At 66.4% G+C, this 20,773-nt stretch carries 17 protein-coding genes; 11 read left to right on the top strand and 6 right to left on the bottom strand.

Annotated features, from left to right (window positions below):
* Window positions 1-173: 173 nt before the first annotated feature.
* From ACX12F_RS04530 to ACX12F_RS04495, 8 genes are all read left to right on the top strand, one after another.
* The gene (locus ACX12F_RS04530) at window positions 174-263 is read left to right on the top strand and encodes a K+-transporting ATPase subunit F (protein WP_020099126.1); all 90 of its coding nucleotides are present in this window, start codon (window positions 174-176) and stop codon (window positions 261-263) included.
* On the top strand, window positions 263-1,933 hold the full coding sequence (gene kdpA / locus ACX12F_RS04525) for a potassium-transporting ATPase subunit KdpA (RefSeq protein WP_459368454.1): 1,671 nt from the start codon (window positions 263-265) through the stop codon (window positions 1,931-1,933). Before ACX12F_RS04530 ends, kdpA begins: the two co-directional genes overlap by 1 nt.
* Window positions 1,934-4,102 carry a potassium-transporting ATPase subunit KdpB gene (gene kdpB / locus ACX12F_RS04520; protein ID WP_459368453.1) on the top strand — a complete coding sequence of 723 codons (2,169 nt, stop codon included), beginning with the start codon at window positions 1,934-1,936 and terminating at the stop codon, window positions 4,100-4,102.
* A 2-nt stretch (window positions 4,103-4,104) separates the two neighbouring features.
* Window positions 4,105-5,067, top strand: coding sequence for a potassium-transporting ATPase subunit C (locus ACX12F_RS04515; protein ID WP_459368452.1), 963 nt, complete (start codon window positions 4,105-4,107; stop codon window positions 5,065-5,067).
* Between the two features lie 20 nt (window positions 5,068-5,087).
* Window positions 5,088-7,607 (top strand): DUF4118 domain-containing protein, encoded by a 2,520-nt coding sequence (locus ACX12F_RS04510; protein ID WP_459368451.1) that lies wholly within the window; start codon window positions 5,088-5,090, stop codon window positions 7,605-7,607.
* Complete coding sequence (locus tag ACX12F_RS04505; protein WP_043398993.1) at window positions 7,604-8,284, top strand: response regulator; 681 nt, start codon at window positions 7,604-7,606, stop codon at window positions 8,282-8,284. Before ACX12F_RS04510 ends, ACX12F_RS04505 begins: the two co-directional genes overlap by 4 nt.
* Before the next feature lie 104 nt (window positions 8,285-8,388).
* A complete protein-coding gene (locus ACX12F_RS04500; RefSeq protein ID WP_459368450.1) occupies window positions 8,389-11,229 on the top strand; it encodes an aminotransferase class I/II-fold pyridoxal phosphate-dependent enzyme in 2,841 nt (946 codons plus the stop codon).
* Between the two features lie 177 nt (window positions 11,230-11,406).
* A complete protein-coding gene (locus ACX12F_RS04495; RefSeq protein WP_459368449.1) occupies window positions 11,407-12,162 on the top strand; it encodes a cutinase family protein in 756 nt (251 codons plus the stop codon).
* A 440-nt stretch (window positions 12,163-12,602) separates the two neighbouring features.
* Here ACX12F_RS04495 and ACX12F_RS04490 read toward each other — a convergent pair whose 3' ends face one another.
* The 5 genes from ACX12F_RS04490 to ACX12F_RS04470 all read right to left on the bottom strand — a co-directional run bounded on the left by ACX12F_RS04490 (window position 12,603) and on the right by ACX12F_RS04470 (window position 16,812).
* Entirely contained in the window at window positions 12,603-13,562 is a 960-nt protein-coding gene (locus ACX12F_RS04490) for a Ppx/GppA phosphatase family protein (protein ID WP_459368448.1), read from the bottom strand.
* On the bottom strand, window positions 13,553-14,044 hold the full coding sequence (locus ACX12F_RS04485; RefSeq protein ID WP_459368447.1) for a DUF501 domain-containing protein: 492 nt from the start codon (window positions 14,042-14,044) through the stop codon (window positions 13,553-13,555). The genes ACX12F_RS04490 and ACX12F_RS04485 overlap by 10 nt, the downstream gene beginning before the upstream one ends.
* Window positions 14,037-14,732, bottom strand: a complete 696-nt coding sequence (locus tag ACX12F_RS04480) for an FtsB family cell division protein (protein ID WP_459368446.1) — start codon at window positions 14,730-14,732, stop codon at window positions 14,037-14,039. Before ACX12F_RS04480 ends, ACX12F_RS04485 begins: the two co-directional genes overlap by 8 nt.
* Before the next feature lie 23 nt (window positions 14,733-14,755).
* Complete coding sequence (gene eno, locus ACX12F_RS04475) at window positions 14,756-16,045, bottom strand: phosphopyruvate hydratase (RefSeq protein WP_459368445.1); 1,290 nt, start codon at window positions 16,043-16,045, stop codon at window positions 14,756-14,758.
* A gap of 98 nt (window positions 16,046-16,143) precedes the next feature.
* Window positions 16,144-16,812 carry a lytic transglycosylase domain-containing protein gene (locus ACX12F_RS04470; RefSeq protein ID WP_459370237.1) on the bottom strand — a complete coding sequence of 223 codons (669 nt, stop codon included), beginning with the start codon at window positions 16,810-16,812 and terminating at the stop codon, window positions 16,144-16,146.
* Window positions 16,813-17,063: 251 nt separating this feature from the next.
* Between ACX12F_RS04470 and efeU the strand changes: the two genes are divergently transcribed.
* From efeU to efeB, 3 genes are read left to right on the top strand one after another with little or no spacing between them, the layout of a single operon-like run.
* The gene (gene efeU, locus ACX12F_RS04465) at window positions 17,064-17,960 is read left to right on the top strand and encodes an iron uptake transporter permease EfeU (RefSeq protein WP_459368444.1); all 897 of its coding nucleotides are present in this window, start codon (window positions 17,064-17,066) and stop codon (window positions 17,958-17,960) included.
* Between the two features lie 29 nt (window positions 17,961-17,989).
* Window positions 17,990-19,144: an iron uptake system protein EfeO gene (gene efeO / locus ACX12F_RS04460; protein ID WP_459370236.1), complete on the top strand. Its 1,155-nt coding sequence runs from the start codon at window positions 17,990-17,992 to the stop codon at window positions 19,142-19,144.
* Window positions 19,125-20,453 carry an iron uptake transporter deferrochelatase/peroxidase subunit gene (efeB, locus tag ACX12F_RS04455; RefSeq protein WP_459368443.1) on the top strand — a complete coding sequence of 443 codons (1,329 nt, stop codon included), beginning with the start codon at window positions 19,125-19,127 and terminating at the stop codon, window positions 20,451-20,453. The genes efeO and efeB overlap by 20 nt, the downstream gene beginning before the upstream one ends.
* Here efeB and ACX12F_RS04450 read toward each other — a convergent pair.
* Window positions 20,426-20,713 carry a hypothetical protein gene (locus tag ACX12F_RS04450; RefSeq protein WP_459368442.1) on the bottom strand — a complete coding sequence of 96 codons (288 nt, stop codon included), beginning with the start codon at window positions 20,711-20,713 and terminating at the stop codon, window positions 20,426-20,428. The two genes, efeB and ACX12F_RS04450, sit on opposite strands and share 28 nt — an antisense overlap.
* Window positions 20,714-20,773: the final 60 nt, after the last annotated feature.

The raw sequence follows: 20,773 nt of genomic DNA, 5'->3' as shown, positions 1-20,773 counted from the left end.
TAAGGAAAGCATCAAGATCGGGGCCTGACCCCCTGTCGCGGCGTTTACTTCGCCTCGTGGGCGCCGCCGAGACGCGCCCGAAACGGAGCCAACATGTCTGTCGCGATTTTCGTCGTGCTGACCATCGCATTGTTCGCGGTGCTCGGCCTGATCCAGAAGGCGGTGGAGCGCCTGTGAACTACGCCAACGCCATCGGCCTGGTGCTATGTCTGGTGATCGCACTGTTCCTCGTCGCCGCACTACTCTTCCCGGAGCGGTTCTAGTGAGCACAACCGTCGCAGGAATCACGTTCCTGCTCTCGCTGATCGTCGCGCTCGCCGCAGTACACGTGCCGTTGGGCGACTACATGTTCCGCGTGTACACGTCCGAAAAGCACTCGCGCGCAGAACGTCTCATCTACAAGGCGATCGGAGCAGATCCGCACGCCGAGCAGAACTGGGGTGCCTACGCCCGCAGCGTGCTGGCGTTCTCCGCAATCTCGGTGCTGTTTCTGTTCACCCTGCAGCTTGTGCAGGACAAACTGCCGCTGCACCTGAACAACCCGGCCACCCCGATGACCGCTGACCTGGCGTGGAACACCGCCGTCAGCTTCGTCACCAACACGAACTGGCAGGCCTACTCGGGTGAGACCACCCAGGGCCACCTGGTCCAGATGGCCGGCCTTTCGGTGCAGAACTTCGTCTCGGCCGGCGTCGGTATGGCCGTGGCCGTCGCACTGGTCCGCGGCTTCGCCCGTCGCCACGCGTCCGAACTGGGAAACTTCTGGGTCGACCTGGTGCGTGGCACGATTCGAATCCTGTTGCCGCTGGCCGCCATTGCCGCGCTGATTCTGATCGCCGGCGGCGCTATCCAGAATTTTCATCTGCACGACCAGATCGCCAACACCCTGGCCGGCGCGCAGCAGACCATCACTGGCGGCCCGGTGGCCAGCCAGGAAGCCATCAAAGAACTGGGCACCAATGGTGGCGGTTTCTTCAACGCCAACTCCTCGCACCCCTTCGAGAACCCCAACGCCTGGACCAACTGGGTCGAGATCTTTCTCCTGCTCGTGATTTCGTTCTCGCTACCGCGGACCTTCGGCCGTATGGTCGACAGCCGCAAGCAGGGTTACGCGATCGTCGCGGTCATGGCGACCCTGGCCGTCATCAGTGTCAGCCTCATGATGCTGTTCCAGAGCCAGCACCACGGCACGGTGCCCACCGCTGTCGGCGCGTCGATGGAAGGCGTGGAACAGCGCTTCGGCGTGGCCAATTCGGCGGTATTCGCCACCGCCACAACCTTGACCTCCACCGGCGCGGTGGACTCGTTCCACGACTCGTACACCTCGCTCGGCGGCATGATGACGATGTTCAACATGCAGCTCGGTGAGGTGGCGCCGGGCGGTACCGGCTCGGGCTTGTACGGCATGCTGATCCTCGCGGTGATCACGGTCTTCGTCGCCGGCCTCATGGTCGGGCGTACCCCTGAGTACCTGGGCAAGAAGATCACCCCGCGTGAGATCAAGCTGGCCGCAAGCTATTTCCTGGTGACCCCGCTGATCGTGCTGACCGGCACCGCTTTTGCCATGGCTCTACCAGGTGAACGCGCGGCGATGCTCAACTCCGGCCCGCACGGCCTGTCGGAGGTGCTGTACGCCTTCACCTCAGCCGCCAACAACAATGGCTCGGCGTTCGCGGGTCTGTCGGTCAATACGGTCTGGTACAACACGGCTTTGGGCCTGGCCATGCTGATCGGCCGCTTCCTGCCGATGATCCTGGTGCTGGCGCTGGCCGGTTCGCTGGCCAAGCAGGGCAGCACTCCCCCGTCCATCGGCACGCTGCCCACGCACCGTCCGCAATTCGTCGGCATGGTCGCCGGCGTGACGCTGATCCTGGTCGCCCTGACCTTCCTGCCGGCGCTGGCGCTCGGCCCCCTTGCTGAAGGAATCCACTAAATGTCCACCAAAACCGCAACCGTCGGGGTCGCTGACCCCGACCACCCCGCGCCGACCCAGGGCGCCAAGGGCAAGAGCCGAGTGCAGGGCGGCCTGCTCGACCCGAAGATGCTCTGGAAGTCGATGCCGGACGCTGTGCGCAAGCTGGACCCGCGCACCCTGTGGCGCAACCCGGTGATGTTCATCGTCGAGGTCGGCGCCGTCTGGTCGACCGTTCTGGCAGTGCTCAACTCAAGCTGGTTCGCCTGGCTGATCGTGTTCTGGCTCTGGCTGACAGTCATTTTCGCCAACCTGGCCGAGGCGGTCGCCGAGGGCCGCGGTAAGGCCCAAGCTGACAGCCTGCGAAAGGCCAAGTCCGACGCAGTCGCCCGCAAGCTGGTCGGCTGGGCACCCGGCCGTCCCGGCACCGAAGAACAGGTCGCCGCACCGCTGCTGCAGCAGGGCGACATCGTCGTGGTGGAGGCCGGACAGGTTATCCCCGGTGACGGCGATGTGGTGGAAGGCATTGCCTCCGTAGACGAGTCGGCCATCACCGGTGAATCCGCACCGGTGATCCGGGAATCCGGCGGCGACCGCTCCGCAGTCACCGGCGGCACCACCGTGCTGTCCGACCGGATCGTCGTGCAGATCACCCAGAAGCCCGGCGAGAGCTTCATCGACCGCATGATCGCCCTGGTCGAGGGCGCCAACCGGCAGAAGACGCCCAATGAGATCGCGCTGAACATCCTGCTGGCCGCCCTGACGATCATCTTCGTGTTCGCCGTCGCAACCCTGCAACCGTTGGCCATCTATTCCAAGGCCAACAACCCGGGCGTGCCCGACACCCAGGCGCTGGACGGCTTCGGCGTCACCGGCATCGTGATGGTCTCACTGCTGGTCTGCCTGATCCCGACGACCATCGGCGCGCTGCTCTCCGCCATCGGTATCGCCGGGATGGACCGCCTGGTGCAGCGCAACGTGCTGGCCATGTCCGGCCGCGCCGTCGAAGCTGCCGGTGACGTCAACACGCTGCTGCTGGACAAGACCGGCACGATCACCCTGGGCAACCGGCAGGCATCGGACTTCCTCCCGGTGCCCGGTGTCACTGCAGAGCAGCTCGCCGACGCGGCGCAGCTGTCCAGCCTGGCCGACGAGACCCCCGAGGGTCGCTCAATTGTGGTGTACGCCAAGGATGCCTATGGTCTGCGCGCCCGCACCCCGGGCGAGCTGACCGGAGCCAATTGGGTCGAGTTCACCGCGAAGACCCGGATGTCCGGTGTCGATATGGAGGATGGACAGTCGCTGCGCAAAGGCGCGGCCAGCTCAGTGGCGGACTGGATTCGCACCAACGGCGGCACGGTGCCCGTCGAACTCGGCGAGATCGTCGACGGCATCTCCGCCGCCGGCGGCACGCCCCTGGTGGTGGGCCGCATGGCCAATGGGCGGGCCGAGGTGCTGGGCGTCATCCACCTCAAGGACGTCGTCAAGCAGGGTATGCGGGAACGGTTCGACGAGATGCGCAAGATGGGCATCCGGACCGTCATGATCACCGGTGATAACCCATTGACCGCCAAGGCGATTGCCGACGAGGCCGGGGTCGACGACTTCCTGGCCGAGGCCACGCCCGAGGACAAGCTGGCGCTGATCAAGAAGGAGCAGGCCGGCGGCAAGCTGGTCGCGATGACCGGTGACGGCACCAACGACGCCCCCGCGCTCGCCCAGGCGGACGTCGGCGTCGCGATGAACACCGGCACCTCGGCGGCCAAAGAGGCCGGCAACATGGTCGACCTGGACTCAGACCCGACCAAGCTCATCGAGATCGTCGAGATCGGCAAGCAGTTGCTGATCACCCGTGGCGCACTGACGACGTTCTCCATCGCCAACGACATCGCGAAGTACTTCGCGATCATCCCGGCGATGTTCGTGGCCCTGTTCCCGGGCCTGGACCTGCTGAACATCATGCGGCTGCACAGCCCACAGTCAGCAATCCTGTCCGCGGTCATCTTCAACGCACTTGTCATCATCGCGTTGATCCCGCTGTCGCTGCGCGGTGTCCAATACACCCCGAGCAGCGCATCAAAACTGTTGAGCCGCAACCTGTATGTCTATGGACTGGGTGGCATCATCGCCCCGTTCATCGGCATCAAGCTCATCGACCTCATCATTCAGTTCGTCCCTGGGATGTCTTAATCATGAATATTGGCAACCTGATTCGCCTGCACTGGGCGGCGCTGCGCGCACTGCTCATCCTGACCGCCGTCACCGGCCTGGCCTATCCCGTGGTCGTCTGGGGTATCGCCCAGATCCCCGGCCTCAAGGACAAAGCCGACGGCTCCATCGTCACAGCGGGCGGCAAGATCGTCGGCAGCTCGCTGATCGGCCAGCTGTTCACCGACACCAAAGGCAATGTGCTGCCGCAGTACTTCCAGAGTCGGCCGTCGGGCGCCGGCACCAACGGGTACGACCCGACGGCCAGCGGTGCCAGCAACCTGGGCCCGGAGAGCATCGTCGACACGCCCGGTGACCCGGCACAGATCAAGGCCGGCAAGTCGGCAGCCGACGCCGGGTTCAAGGCCAGCCTGCTGACCCAGGTGTGCACCCGTAGCTACGGTGTCGCCGATACCGAAGGCCTGGACCACGCCGCCGGCGCGCGTCCGTTCTGCACCTCGGACGCCGTGGGTGCGGTGCTGTCGGTCATTGGTCCGCGCGACGCCACCGGCAACGTCACCAACCCCACTCGGGTGGTCAGCGTGAACCAACCGTGCGAGACCACCAAGGCGCCGTTCGCGGCGACCTATGAAGGTGTGCGCGTCGAATGTGCCAAGTACGGCGAGGATTACACGGCCGGGCAGATCGTCGCGGTTCGGGGCTCGGCGCCGTCCGACCCGCAGGTTCCGGCCGACGCCGTCACTGCCAGCGGTAGCGGCCTGGACCCGGACATCTCGGTCGACTACGCCGACCTGCAGGTGGGCCGGATCGCCAAGGTCCGACACATCTCGGCTGACCAGGTCCGGGCCCTGGTGAAGGACAACACAAGTGGCCGCGCCCTGGGCTTCATGGGTGAGCCCAGGGTCAACGTGTTGCAACTCAATCTGGCGTTGGATAAGCGGTACCCGCTCGGGTCATCTGCCGGACTTCGTCCGGCCACCAGCTGACCTACTGGACAATAGGACACATGGAAGTGCCGGACAAGCGGGGCGAGTTACGCATCTACCTGGGTGCGGCCCCTGGCGTGGGCAAAACCTTCGCGATGCTCGGCGAGGCGCACCGCCGCATCGAACGCGGCACCGACGTCGTCGCCGCCGTCGTCGAGACACACGGCCGCAAGAAGACGGCCGAGGCACTGGCCGGCATCGAACGCATCCCGCCGCGGTTCATCGACTACCGCGGCGGGACGTTCGCCGAACTGGATGTCCCGGCGGTGTTGGCCCGCCACCCCGAGGTGGTGCTGGTCGATGAACTGGCGCACAGCAATACGCCCGGCAGCAAGAACGCCAAACGCTGGCAGGACATCGAGGAATTACTCGACGCCGGAATCACCGTCATCTCCACCGTCAACGTCCAGCACCTGGAGAGCCTGAACGACGTCGTCGCCCAGATCACCGGCATCGAGCAGCAGGAGACGGTGCCGGACGCCGTGGTGCGCAGCGCCGCGCAGATCGAGCTGGTCGACATCACACCGGAAGCGTTGCGCCGCAGGCTCTCCCACGGCAACGTGTACGCACCGGACCGCGTCGATGCGGCGCTGTCCAACTACTTCCGGCAGGGCAACCTCACCGCGCTGCGTGAGCTGGCGCTACTGTGGCTGGCCGACCAGGTTGACGCCGCCCTCGCGAAATACCGCGCCGAGCACAATATTTCGGAAACCTGGGAGGCGCGCGAACGCGTCGTCGTGGCGGTCACCGGTGGCCCCGAATCAGAGACCCTGGTACGCCGCGCGTCACGCATCGCCTCCAAGTCGAGCGCCGAACTGATGGTGGTGCACGTCGTCCGCGGCGACGGCCTGACGGGCGTCTCGGCCCCGCAGATGGGCAAGGTGCGCGAGCTGGCCGCCAGCCTTGGCGCCACGCTGCACACCGTCGTCGGCGGCAGTGACGGTGACGTCCCCTCTGCGCTACTGGATTTCGCGCGCGAGATGAACGCCACCCAGCTGGTGCTGGGCACGTCACGCCGCTCACGCTGGGCGCGGCTGTTCGACGAGGGCATCGGCGCCAAGACCGTGCAGCACTCCGGCAAGATCGACGTGCACATGGTCACCCATGAGCAGTCCCAGCCCGGCTGGTCGTGGTCGACGGCGACGCGCGGACAGCGGCACCTGACTTCCTGGCTCGCCGCCATCGTCGTGCCCGGCATCATCACGGCCATCGCCTCGCTGCTGGATCCGTTCCTGCACGTCGGCGGCGAGAGCGCGGTGTACTTCATCGGCGTGCTGATCGTCGCGCTGCTCGGCGGCGTCGCCCCGGCCGCCCTGTCGGCGGTGCTGTCCGGGCTGATGCTCAACTACTTCTTCGTCGCCCCGCGGTACAGCTTCACCATCGCCGACCCGGACAGCGCCCTCACCATCGTGGTGCTGCTGGCCGTCGCGGTCGCGGTCGCCGCACTGGTCGACGGCGCGGCCAAACGGTCCAGAGAAGCCCGCCACGCCTCGCAGGAAGCCGAACTGCTGGCCCTCTTCGCCGGCAGCGTGCTGCGCGGCGCCGACCTGAACACACTGCTCGAACGCGTCCGCGAGACGTACGCGCAACGCGCCGTCAGCCTGCTGCACGAAGAAGAGGGCATCGTCGCCTGCGTCGGCAAGGACCCCTGTGTGACAGTCGATTCCGCTGACACCGCCATCGAGGTCAGCGACGACGAGTACTGGCTGCTGATGGCCGGCCGCAAGACCGAGGCCCGCGATCGGCGCGTGCTCGGCGCCGTCGCCCGCCAAGCTGCCGGTCTGGTGCGGCAACGCGCGTTGGCCGAAGAAGCCGGCCGCGCCGAGGCCTTGGCCAAAGCCGACGAACTGCGCCGCTCGCTGCTGAGCGCCGTCAGCCACGACCTGCGCACGCCCCTGGCAGCGGCCAAGGCCGCGGTGTCGAGCCTACGGAGCGAGGACGTCGGCTTCTCCCCCGAGGACACTGCCGAGCTGCTGGCCACCATCGAGGAATCGGTGGATCAGCTGACCGCGTTGGTGGGCAACCTGCTGGACTCCTCGCGGCTGGCCGCCGGGGTGGTGAAGCCGGAGCTGCGGCGGGTGTACATGGAAGAGGTCGTGCAGCGAGCCCTGCTCGGAATCAGTCGCGGGGCAACGGGTTACGCGAACCGTGGACTCGACCGGGTGAAGGTCGAAGTCGGCGACGCCGTTGCGCTGGCCGATGCGGGCCTGCTGGAGCGGGTGCTGGTCAACCTCATCGACAACGCGCTGCGCTACTCCGCGGGCAGCGTGGTGCGGGTGAACGCCGGGCAGGTCGGCGACCGGGTACTGATCACGATCGTCGACGAGGGACCGGGCATCCCCCGCGGCACCGAGGAGGAGCTGTTCGCGCCGTTCCAGCGCCTCGGCGACCACGACAACAGCACCGGTGTGGGACTTGGGCTTTCGGTCGCGCGCGGATTTGTCGAGGCAATGGGTGGCACCATCTCCGCCACCGATACGCCCGGCGGCGGGCTGACCGTCGTGGTGGACCTGGCAGCCGCGGGAAAGGACAAGGCGTGACACGGGTTCTGGTCATCGACGACGAACCTCAGATTCTGCGTGCGTTGCGGATCAATCTGTCGGTGCGTGGGTACGACGTCACCGTCGCGGCCACCGGCGCCGAGGCGTTGAAGGCCGCCGCCGAGCACAAACCCGACGTGGTGATCCTGGACCTCGGCCTGCCCGACATGTCCGGCATCGACGTGCTGGCCGGGCTGCGCGGTTGGCTCACGGCTCCGGTGATCGTGCTGTCGGCGCGCACCGACTCGATGGACAAGGTCGAGGCCCTCGACGCCGGCGCTGACGACTACGTGACCAAACCGTTCGGCATGGACGAGTTCCTGGCCCGGCTGCGGGCCGCCGTACGACGCGGCGCCGCCGCCTCCGAGACCGACGAGCCCGTCGTCGAAACATCGTCATTCACAGTCGATTTGGCCGCCAAGCGGGTGACCCGCAGCGGCAACGAGGTGCACCTGACCCCCACCGAGTGGGGCATGCTGGAGATGCTGGTGCGCAACCGCGGCAAGCTGGTGGGCCGCGAGGAACTGCTCAAAGAGGTGTGGGGCCCCGCGTACGCCAAGGAGACCCACTACCTGCGCGTGTACCTCGCGCAGTTGCGTCGCAAACTCGAGGTCGACCCGTCCCACCCCAAACACCTGCTGACCGAGGCCGGGATGGGCTACCGCTTCCAGGAGTAGCTCGACGCACAGAAATCGCCAACTGTTTGCCTGACACGGGTTACCGGCAGTGCAAGGCTGGAGCGCGACGTCCTCCCACGAATGCACCTGTGAAAAGGCTGGAAATGGCAGACAATTCGCGCGCGTACAACAGTGTCTGGCAACTGCGGGGCGACGCCTGGTGCCGCCTCGAAGAGGCCGCCGACCGCCTGACCCGGACCACCACCGTCGGCGATCTCAAGGAGCAGTACGTCAGCATCTGCCGAGAGCTCCTCGCGACGCTGACCCCGCTGGAACCGTATTGGGCGTACCCCGGTTCCCTCCAGTTCGCCAAGGTGCAGCGGTTGTTCAGCGCCGGCGCCTACGACAAGTTCGCCAAAGCCGTCGCCCGCATCAACCGCGCGCTCACCACCGAGTCCTACCGGACCGGCGACGTCGACCACGCCGGCATGGACGACACCGAGATGTTCCCCACCGACCCGCGCACGCTGGAACAGCAGCCCGTCACCCGGCGCGAACAGCTGTACTTCGAGGTCCTGATCGTCGAGAAGATGACCGAGGCCCAGGAGCAGGCGCTGCGCGCAGAGGTTCGCAGCTGGCGCCGGCCCGACGACGAGTTCGTCTACGAGCTGGTGGTGGTCGCCAGCGGTGACGAAGCGTTGATCGCGGCCCGGCTGAACGTCAACCTGCAGGCCGTCGTGATCCGGCGCCGATTCAGCCACCAGTCCGAGCGCGACCTGTCGACGCTGGCGCAGTTCGTCGACACCAAGGTCTCCGCGGTGCTGGACGACCACAAGTCGCCCGACGAACGCGCACAGATTCTCGCGTCGTCACTGCAGGAACTGCGGCCCGAACTCGACCTGTATCTCATGACGGAGATCGAGGTCGAAGACATCGCCGGCCGCCTTGGCCCCCACTTCCGCCGGGTGTTCCACGCCCGCGAGGGTGTGCTCGAACTGCACCTGTCGATCCTGCAGGGCGTCGCCGAGCGTTACCGCACACCGTTTTTCAGCGCGCTCAAGCAGTACAGCCACCGGCCCACCGGGGTGTTCCACGCGCTGCCGATCAGCCAGGGCAAGTCAATTGTCAACTCGCACTGGATAAAAGACATGGTGAGCTTCTACGGGCTCGACGTGTTCATGGCCGAGACGTCCGCGACCTGCGGCGGACTGGACTCACTGTTGGAGCCGACGGGGCCACTGCGTGAAGCACAGCAGCTGGCGGCAGAGACGTACGGTTCGCGGCGCACCTACTTCGTCACCAACGGCACGTCGACGGCCAACAAGATCGTGACCCAGTCACTGGTGGCGCCCGGGGACATCGTGCTGCTGGACCGCAACTGCCACCAGTCGCACCACTACGGAATGATGATGGCGGGAGCCAACGTCATCTACCTCGAGGCGTATCCGCTGCCCGACTACACCATGTACGGCGCGGTGCCACTGCGTGAGATCAAGTCAAAGTTGTTGGCACTCAAGAACGCCGGCAAGCTCGACCGCGTCAAGATGATCTCGCTGACCAACTGTACCTTCGACGGCATCGTCTACGACGTGCAGCGGGTCATGGAGGAATGCCTGGCCATCAAGCCCGACCTGGTATTCCTTTGGGACGAAGCATGGTTCGCGTTCGCGCGGTTCCACCCGGTATACCGCGACCGCACGGCCATGGCGTCGGCCCGCCGGCTGCGCGACAAGCTGGCCGAGCCTGAGTACCTCGCCGCCTACCAGCGTCAACTGAAAGCGGACATCGAAAAGCCGCCCACCGACCAGGAACTGCTCGAACGCCGGCTGATCCCGGACCCGGCAAAGGCGCGCGTGCGGGTATACGCATCGCAGTCGACACACAAGACGCTGACCTCGCTCCGCCAGGGTTCGATGATCCACGTGTTCGACCAGGACTTCGAGCAAAAGGTGGCCGAAGCCTTCCACGAGGCGTACATGGCACACACGTCGACCTCGCCCAACTACCAGATTCTGGCGTCGCTGGATCTGGGCCGGCGGCAGGTGGCGCTGGAGGGTGTCGAGCTGGTGCAGCGTCAGATCGAGAATGCCATGCAGTTGCGGGACGCCATCGATAATCACCCGTTGCTGAGCAAGTACATGCGGTGCCTGCGCACATCGGATCTGATCCCCGATGAATTCCGGGCCAGTCACATCGAGCAGCCGCTGCGCTCCGGGCTGCAGAACATGATGACCGCCTGGGATAAGGACGAATTCGTCCTGGACCCGTCCCGGATCACCCTGTCCATCGGGCACACCGGCTACGACGGCGACACCTTCAAGCGCGAGCAGTTGATGGACCGGCACGGCGTGCAGATCAACAAGACTTCGCGCAACACGGTGCTGTTCATGACGAACATCGGCACCACCCGCAGTTCGGTGGCCTTCCTCGTCGAGGTGCTGGTGAAGATCGCCGCCGAGCTCGACGAATCGGTCTCCGAGATGGGCCTCGGTGAGCGCAGCCGGTTCGAGCAGAAGGTGCGCCGCCTGACCACGCCGTCGGCCTCGCTGCCGAACTTCAGCGGGTTCCATCCGGTGTTCTGCGACGTGACCTGGACCAACGGCGCCATACCCACGCCGGAAGGCGATGTGCGCCGCGCCTTCTACCTCTCCTACACCGACACCAACTGCGAATACCTGACCACCGATGAGGTGTTCGAGAAGTTGGACAACGACGTGGACGTCGTCTCGGCGACGTTCGTGACGCCATACCCGCCGGGTTTCCCCGTGCTGGTGCCGGGCCAGGTGTTCAGCCGCGAGATCCTCACCTTCCTCCGCGACCTCGACACACCCGAAATCCACGGCTACAACCCGGACTTCGGCTACCGCGTGTACACGGAGAAGGCGATCGAGATGTGCCGGCCGGTCATCACCGCGGCAGCGCAGATTGCCACGCCCGCGGCTCCTGCACCCGAGGCGGTCGCGGCGCCCAAGCCTAAGAAAAGCGCCGCCAAAGCGAGTAGTTGACGCCGGGCGGCCATCGCCGAAATTGGATAGGCAAGGCCAACGCAAACCAGCCCGCAGTTCATCCCCGATGCTTAGTTGCGCTAGGTATGTGTTAGGTCACACCGACCGCGTGGAATCGCAGCTCCCCGATTCGGCTTATACCAGGCAACTGGTAATTCAAGGGACGGGGAATACAACATGAGCGCCATTCGTATCGCGGCGGGCAAGGCGGCATTGACCGCCGTGGCTGCCTTCACGATCATCGCCGGCGCCATCGCCGGCCCGGTCGCCACCGCCAACGCCGCCGACGACTCCTGTGCGAACGTCGAGGTCGTCTTCGCCCGCGGCACCTTCGAAGCGCCCGGCGTCGGAGCCACCGGTCAGGCCTTCGTCGACGCACTCAATGCCCGCATGCCCGGCCGGAACATCGACGCCTACGGCGTGAACTACCCCGCCTCCCTGGACTTCGGCCAGGCCGCCGACGGCGTCGCCGACGCCACCAACCGCATCGAGTCCATCGCCGCCTCGTGCCCCGCCACCAAGATCGTCATCGGCGGCTACTCGCAGGGCGCGGCCGTCGCCGGTTACAGCACCATGAGCAGCGTGCCGGCCGGATTCGTCCTGCCCGCCGGTATCAGCGGCCCAATGCCCACGTCGGTCGCCTCGCACGTCGCCGCCGTCGTTCTGTTCGGCACCCCGAGCCCGTTCGTGCTGAGCGTTGCCGACCGCAGTGCGCCCGCCATCAACATCGGCGGGGCCTACGCCGGCAAGACCATCCAGCTGTGCGCCCCTGGCGACCCGATCTGTGGTGGCGGCATGGACCGCTCCGCTCACAGCGCCTACAAGTTCAACGGCATGGCCAACCAGGCTGCAGACTTCGTCGCCCGCCAGCTGGGCGCCCCCGCCGCACCGGCCGCCCCCGTGGTCCAGGCATCGGACGACACAGCCAACTGAATCACCCCCTGCCGACGGCCGGAAGTCAGTCTCACGAGGACTGGTTCCGGCCGTCGGTCTGTGATGCCGGCGTCCCGACTCCTACACCGAACGTGTCGCTTACCGTTCATTTTTCGCGCGCGTCACCGCGCTGGTCGTCACACTCGGCGTAGCACCCTGACATCGACCAGTAGCTCCCGCGACCTTCACTCGGCTACACGATCGAACTATGGTGAAGTAGTCATATCTCGATAAGCCGAGACAAACAGGGGTGAACAGTAATGAAGGTTTCCACCAAGAACGTGTCCACTTGTGGCTGTCAGTGCAACGCCTGCCGCGACGGACACCACTGCCACAACCGCCCGAACTGCAAGGTCTAGCCAGAAATCTCGAGCGTCGACCGTGGGGGTTGACGAGGGAAGCCCCAATTTTCCGCGTAGACCCCCGCGCTCGGCGCAAGGTCAGACCGACAGCGCGATGCCGTCCAAGATGTCGTGCTCGCTGACCACCAATTCCGTGATCCCCGCTCGCTGACCGAATTCGCGGGCCAATTCCTCGACGACGATCGAGCCGCCGCCGATCACCGGCACCCGGCCCGGGTGCATGGGGCCGAGCTCGGCGCGTTGCGCACGGGGCATCGCGATCAGCTCGTCACACACTTTCACCACTTCGGGAATTCCGATGCGGGACAGGTGAATCGCCTCGGAGTCGTACTCCGGTAGGCCCAGCGCCAGAGCGGCAATCGTGGTGAACGTGCCGGCCACGCCGACCCACGTCGCCGCACCTTCGAGCGGCACCACGTCAAGGGCTTCGGCCAACTTCTCGCGGACCACGGCGCGCGCGGCGGCCACTTCGTCGGCGGTGGGCGGATCGGACTGTAGGCAACGCTCGGTGAGTCGCACGCAGCCGATGTTGGCCGAGAAGCTGGCCACCACGTCGGCAACGGCAGGGCCGGAACCGCCGAGCACCACCTCGGTCGAACCGCCGCCCAGATCCACGACCACGAAAGGTCCTGTGGCCGGGTCCAATTCACCGACGGCACCGCGGAAGGACAACGCGGCCTCCTCGGTCCCGGTGATCACCTCGGCCACCGCACCCGGCATCACCCGACCCAGTTGGCGCGCCGTCAGGGCGAAGAACTCGTCGCGGTTGCCGGCGTCGCGGGCCGCCGAGGTCGCGACCATGCGCACTTTCGTCACGTCGTGCGTCAGCATCACCTCGACGTAGTCAGTCAGTGCGGCCTCGGTACGAGCCAATGCGGCGGGCGCGAATTGTCCTGTGGCGTCGACACCTTCGCCGAGGGTGACGATCCGCATCTCGCGGTGGACATCCTGCAGCCGCCCATCGGACACGTCGGCAATCAGCAGCCGGATGGAATTGGTACCGCAGTCAACAGCAGCGACTCGCGAACTCACACCCACACCTTCGGATCCAGAATCCCGGCCATCGCCGGTTCGACCGCCAACAATGCCAGCGCCTCGTCGCCAAAGGGATTGACGCCCGGGCCTTTTGCCAACGAATGCGCCATCACCACGTGCAGGCACTTCACCCGGTCCGGCATCCCGCCGCCGGAGAACGTCGTGCCCAGCGATTCGATGGCGTCCCGCTCGGCCAGGAACGACTCGTGCGCCCGCAGATACGCCGCCGCCAACTCTTCGGAGTCCTGCAGGCGTTCGGTCATGTCCTTCATCAGACCGGACGACTCCAGCCGGCTCGCCGCGGCCGTCAGCGCCGGATGGGTCAGGTAATACAAAGTGGGAAAAGGAGTTCCGTCGGGCAACCGCGGCGCGGTCTTCACCACGCCGGGTTCACCATTGGGGCAGCGGTAGGCGATCTCCAACACACCGCGCGGTTCGCGCCCCAGTTGGGCCGCAACGGCTTCCAGATCAGCAGCGTCAACCACCGGGCGGCGCCTGAGGTGCGGGCTCGTCGGTCGGGGGCACGGCATCGTTCGGGGTGACGCCATCCGGGCCGGGCGGCACGACGGCCGGAGCCGGCGTAAGCCCGTGCGGCTGATCGGCAATGGTGTGCCACAGCGCGGTGTACCAGGGCTGGTTGCTCTTCGCGGTGGGCGACGGTGCGGGCGCGACGGGTGCCGTCACGGCGCCGGGAGGCAGTTGCACCTGATACGGGATATCGCCCGGCATCACGAAGCCCAACCGCTCACGGGCCTGCGCGGCGATGTACACCGGGTCGGCCAGCTTCACCTTCTGCTGCTCCAAATTCTTGATCTGCGAACGCAATTGGGCCTCAGCCGTGGCCAGCTGCTGCATCTCGGTGCGCTGCGCGAAGAACGTCCGCACCGGCCCGGCGATGGTCAGGGTCAGCACGCACACGACGACGGCGAGAATCGCCGCCCGCCGCGCCGCTGAGCCCAGCCGCTGCTCGGCATGGTGCTCGACCGACTCCGCATACGACTGCCGGATCGGCTCCGCGACGGGGGCCGGCAGGCTTTCCGGGACCCGGCGCGGCTCGGCCTTGGGCCGGCTACCCGCCTTGGCCGCCGACGTGCCGGCCCCGGCGCGCCCCCGCTTCGCCTCGCCGGGTTTGGCGGGGCGAGAGGCGGGGGAACGCCGCTTGGGATCGGCCATATCGGTAGGTCAGACCCGCGAAACTACTTGGCTTCCAGCGCGAAACGCGGGAAAGCCAGGTCGCCGGCGTACCGCGCGGCGTCACCCAGGGTCTCCTCGATGCGCAGCAGCTGGTTGTACTTGGCGACACGCTCGCTGCGGGCCGGGGCACCGGTCTTGATCTGACCGCAGCTGCACGCCACGGCCAGGTCGGCAATGGTGGTGTCCTCGGTCTCGCCACTGCGGTGGCTCATCATCGACTTGTAGCCGGCGGCGTGGGCCAGGGCAACAGCGTCCAACGTCTCGGTGAGCGTGCCGATCTGGTTCACCTTCACCAGCAGCGCGTTGGCTGCGCCCTTCTCGATGCCCTCTTCCAGCCGCTCCGGGTTGGTGACGAACAGGTCGTCGCCGACCAGCTGGACGCGGTCACCGATCGCCGTGGTCAGCGCCACCCAGCCGTCCCAGTCGTCCTCGGACAGCGGGTCCTCGATGGACACCAGCGGGAAGGAATCCAGCAGCGAGGCGTAGAACTCGGCCATCTGCTCAGCGGTGCGGGTCTGCTTCTCGAAGGCGTAACCCGTTCCGTCCGTGTAGAACTCGGTGGCCGCGACGTCGAGGGCCAGCGCCACGTCGCTGCCCAGCTTCAGGCCGGTGGCGTCGATGGCGGTGCTGATCAGTTCGAGCGCGGCGTGCGTGCCGGCGACGTCGGGCGCGAAGCCGCCCTCGTCACCGAGGCCGGTCGACAGCCCCTGCTTCTTCAGCACGGACTTGAGCGAGTGGTACACCTCGGCGCCCCAGCGCAGCGATTCCTTGAAAGTCGGGGCACCGATCGGGGCGACCATGAACTCCTGGACGTCGACGCCGGTATCGGCGTGGGCGCCACCGTTGAGGATGTTCATCATCGGCACCGGCAGGATGTGAGCGTTCGGGCCGCCGATGTAGCGGAACAGCGGCAGGCCGGCGGAATCGGCAGCGGCCTTGGCCACTGCGAGCGAGACACCGAGGATGGCGTTGGCGCCGAGGCGCGACTTGTCCGGGGTGCCGTCCAGGTCCAGCAGCGCCTGGTCGATGATGCGCTGGTCGTCGGCGGCCTGGCCGATGACGGCAGGGGCGATCTCGTCGAGCACGGCCTCGACGGCCTTCTCGACACCCTTGCCGAGGTAGCGGGCGCCGCCGTCACGCAGTTCGACAGCCTCGTGCTCACCGGTGGACGCACCCGACGGCACGGCCGCGCGGGCGAACGTTCCATCAGTCAGAGCAACCTCGACCTCGACCGTCGGATTTCCCCGAGAGTCGAGAATCTCGCGGGCTCCGACCTGTTCGATGATTGGCACTTGGGTCTCCCTTTGGCGTCACGGACTCGTGCGAACGCCCATCAGCCTAAACGGTGCCGGGCGCAGGAGTGTGTCAGCTACCCCGGCCGATCGAATACCTATCTTTGGCGCCCGTTGGCATATGCCGTCGCCCAGTCGCGCACAGCACGGGCGTAGTCGTCCGACATGTTGTAGGCGTGCAGCGCGTCCATCCAGCCACGCGGGCTGGACAAATCCTTGCCGCGGTAGCAGAGATAACCAGCCGCTGACAGCGCCGCGTCATCGATGTTGTCGGGACTGGCGAAGCCGGTGTTGTTGGCGTCGACGCCGTACAACCGCCAGGTGTCCGGAATGAACTGCATGGGCCCCATGGCGCGGTCGACGGCGCTGTCGTTGTCCATGTTGCCGAGATCGGAGTCCGAAATCCGCAGGTTGTTCATGGTGCCATCGAGCGGCACGCCGCGAATCGGGGGCGTGACGTCGCCGTTCGGCGCGATGGTCGCGCCGCGGTAGGTGCCGTGATGACTCTCGACCATGCCGATGCCGGCCAGCGTCGTCCACGCGATGTGGCACTTGGGGTTCTCGACCTCGGCGACGCGAGCGGCGTACCCGTACGCCTCGAGCGCCATGACCGGAATGCCCAGCGGCGGTGCCAGCTGCTGGGCCCAGTCGTGCAACTGGTCGGCGCCACGACCCTTCACATGAGTGTTGATCGCGGGCACGGGCGGTCCCGCCGGCGGCGGCACTCCGCGCAGGTAGCCGGGCTGAAACGAGCAACTCGAGGCCATCAGCAGCGCTGTCGCGGCAACGACAGCGCTCGCCCGCAGCCACCGCGCTCGCAACACCGGTACTCCCCCACGCACTGAGATTCTCGACGGATTCGTCGTCCCGTCATCGTCGCATGCCGAGCTGAGTGCACCCGGAAGCGCGAGCTTTCCGGCACGGAACTACGACGGTCGCCCGTCCGCTGATAAGGTTGGCTTGCCTTCCTTTGGCAAGGCAAACCTGTGTTGCTGTTTAGTCTATCTAAGGATTGCGGATGACGACCACTTTCGCGGTCTCGACATCGCTAGCTGCCGCAGGCCCCGGCATTTCCTCACAGCTGTTTGGCAGCTTGCTGATCGGCCTCCGCGAAGGCCTGGAGACTGCGATCGTCGTCACCATCCTGATCGCCTTCCTCGTGAAGTCCGACCGCCGCGACGCCCTCAAATGGGTCTGGCTCGGAGTTGCCGGCGCCATCGCGATGACCATCGGCGTGTTCCTCAGCATCCAGCTCAGCGAGAACACCATCTCCGGGCTGGCAGCCGAGGCCATCGCCGGCGTCGCCTCGTTCGTCGCCGTGGTCATCGTCACCACGATGGTGCTATGGATGCGCAAGGCCGCCGCCACCATCTCCGGCGAGCTGCGCAGCGACATGGCGCGCGCCCTGGAATCGGGCGGTTGGGCGGTCGCCACGCTGGCGTTCCTGGCCGTCGGCCGCGAAGGCGTCGAGACGGCGCTGTTCATGGTCGGCTACGCCAATGCCGAGACCGCCTGGCCGTTGACCGGACTGTTGATCGGCGTGCTCATCGCCATCGCGTTCGCCTACGGCATGTACATCGGGTCGCTGCGGATCAACTTGGCCAAGTTCTTCAAGTACACCGGCGCCTTCCTGGTCGTGGTCGCCGCCGGCATCTTGTCCTACGCCATCGGCGCGCTGCAGACCGTCGGCTGGCTGCCCGGGCTGGGCGCCAAGGCCTTCGATCTGACGGGCGCCTTCAACTGGTCGTCGTGGTACGGCCAGGTGATCCAGGGCGTCTTCAACGTCAGCCCGACACCATCTGTCCTGCAGTTCGGCTGCTGGCTGGCTTACCTGTTGATCGTCCTGACGCTGTTCCTGCGACCCGTCGCAGCCAAACCGGCCCCTGCTGCCCCCCTCGAAAGGTCCGCTAAGTGAATCTCGCCGCCCTGAACGCCAAGGCCGGTCTGACCGCGCACGCCAGGAGCAAGACGGTAATCGCCTCCGCAGCCCTGCTCGCCGGCCTGACCGCGGTCTCCGCGTGCACCTCCAAGTCGGACGAGAACAAGTCCGCATCGGGCGAGATCACCGTGACCGCCTCCGACGACGCCTGCAAGCTGTCGGCGACATCGGCCAAGACCGGCGCGAGCACGTTCGTCATCACCAACAACGGCACCAAGGTCACCGAGTTCTACGTCTACGGCCCCGGCGACAAGGTGATGGGCGAGATCGAGAACATCTCCCCCGGCCTGCAGCGCAAGCTGATCGTGCAGCTGCCCGAGGCAGGCACCTACAAGACCGCGTGCAAGCCCGGCATGGTCGGCGACGGCATCCGTGGTGATTTCACCGTCACCGGCAACACCGTCAAGATCGACGACACCGGCAAGTTCAAGGACGCCGCCGACTTCTACAAGAAGTACGTGATCGCCCAGACCAGCGACCTGGTGCCCGCCACCGAGGCTTTCGCCGCTGCGGTGAAGAAGGGTGACGTGGCCGGCGCCAAGGCGCTGTACCCGAAGGCCCGCACCTACTACGAGCGCATCGAGCCGGTGGCAGAGTCGTTCCCGAACGACCTGGACCCGCGCATCGACCTGCGCGAGGCCGACGTCAAACCTGGCGACAAGTGGACCGGCTTCCACCGCTTGGAGAAGGAGCTGTGGGTCACCGGTCTGCAGCCCGACAGCGGCGCGGTGGCCGATCAGCTGGTCGCCGATGTCAAGGAGCTCGACGCCGGCGTGAAGGATCCGAAGTGGACCATCGACTCCACCAAGATCGCCGGTGGCGCGCAGGGCCTGCTCGACGAGATCGCCAAGACCAAGATCAGCGGTGAGGAAGACATCTTCAGCCACACCGACCTGTGGGACTTCCAGGCCAACGTCGACGGCTCGCGCACCGCGGTCGGTTCGGTGGACCCGATCCTCGACGAGCGCAACCCCAGCCTCGGCAAGGACGTCGACGCGGCTTTCGACAAGGTCCAGACGCTGCTGGACAAATACCGCCAGGGCGACGGCTTCGTGTCCTACGACAAGGTCACCGAGCCTGAGCGCCAAGAACTTTCGCAGGCGATCGATGCGTTGAGCAAGGAGGTCAGTGAGGTGCAGGGTGTCGTCGCAAAGCAGTGACACTCAGCCGGGGACCACTGAACCGGCCGTGACCGAACACGCCGCGCCCGGCGGACTCAGCCGGCGCAAGCTGTTCGGCGCAGCCGGGGTGACAGCCGCTGTGGTCGGCGCTGCCGCCACCGGCGCGCTGGCCGGCCGCTCCTCGGCGGCCATGGTCGAGGACAGCCTGAGTAAGCCGGTGCCGTTCCGCGGCAGCCACCAGGCGGGCATCGTCACCGCCGCGCAGGACCGGATGCACTTCGCCACCTTCGACGTCACGACGGACAAGAAGGCCGACGTGGTGGCGATGCTGAAGAAGTGGACGGAGATGGCCGAGCGCATGACGCTCGGCGAAGAGGCCGTCGCACACGGGGCCATCGGGCTGAACCCGTACGCGCCACCGGCAGATACCGGTGAGGCACTTGGCCTTTCACCCTCTGCCCTGACCCTGACCATCGGTTTCGGCCCCAGCTTCTTCCGCAAGGACGGCAAGGACCGGTTCGGCATCGACGATCAGCGGCCGGCACATCTGGTGGACCTGCCCAAGTTCCGCAACGAGAAGCTGGACCCGGCGCGCTGCGGCGGCGACATCGTCGTACAGGCCTGCGCCAACGACCCGCAGGTCGCGGTGCACGCCATCCGCAACCTGGCCCGCGTGGGCTTCGGCACCGTCGCGGTGCGGTACTCGCAGCTGGGGTTCGGCCGCACATCGTCGACCACCCGGAACCAGTCCACCCCGCGAAACCTGTTCGGGTTCAAGGACGGAACGAACAACATCAAGGCCGAGGACACGGCGGCCATCGACAAGTACATATGGGTCGGCACCGGCGACGGACCGGCCTGGATGGCGGGCGGCTCGTATCTGATCAGCCGACGCATCCGGATGCTCATCGAATCCTGGGACCGCACAACGCTGTTGGAGCAGGAGCGGGTGATCGGACGACAGAAGGGCAACGGCGCACCCAACGGGTACACCGACGAGTTCACCCCGCTGGACTTCGACAGCAAGGGCGCCGACGGCGCGCCGATGATCGACGTCGACGCGCACGTGCGCCTGGCCTCCCCCGAGGCCAACAACGGCGTGCAGATTCTGCGCCGCGGCTACAACTTCACCGACGGCTCAGACGGTTTCGGCCATCTGGACGCGGGGCTGTTCTTCATCGCCTTCGTCCGCAACCCGGCCGAGTCGTTCATCCCGATGCAGACCAAGCTGTCCACCAACGACGCCCTGAACGAATACATCACGCACACCGGCAGCGGCATCTTCGCCTGCCCGCCAGGTGTGCGTGACGGTTCGTCGGACTACTGGGGTTCGACGCTCTTCGGCTGATTGCCGGGCTGGTCGGCCGTGCGGTAGCGGTTGTAGAACGCGAGTGATGCGACTGCCGCGGCGGCACCGATCACGCCCCACAGCGCGATCTGGAAGACCAGCGAGCCGAACAGGAAGTCGTAGGCGAAGGTCAGATACAGCGACCAGGCCGCCCGGTAGCCCGACCAGAAGGCCAGCAGGCCGGTGCTGATCGCGATGATCAGGCTCTGCTGACGATCGAAGCGGTTGACGTGCTGTTCGATGGCGGCGGGCAGTTTCATGGTGATTCCTTCCTCAGGTTCTTCGGACGCTCGTCGGTCGGCGTCGTTGGAGCAATCACA

The organism is Mycolicibacterium sp. HS_4_1, from assembly GCF_054515875.1.
Note: the sequence above shows the minus strand (reverse complement) of the source record. Positions and strands in the feature narration are given on the sequence as shown.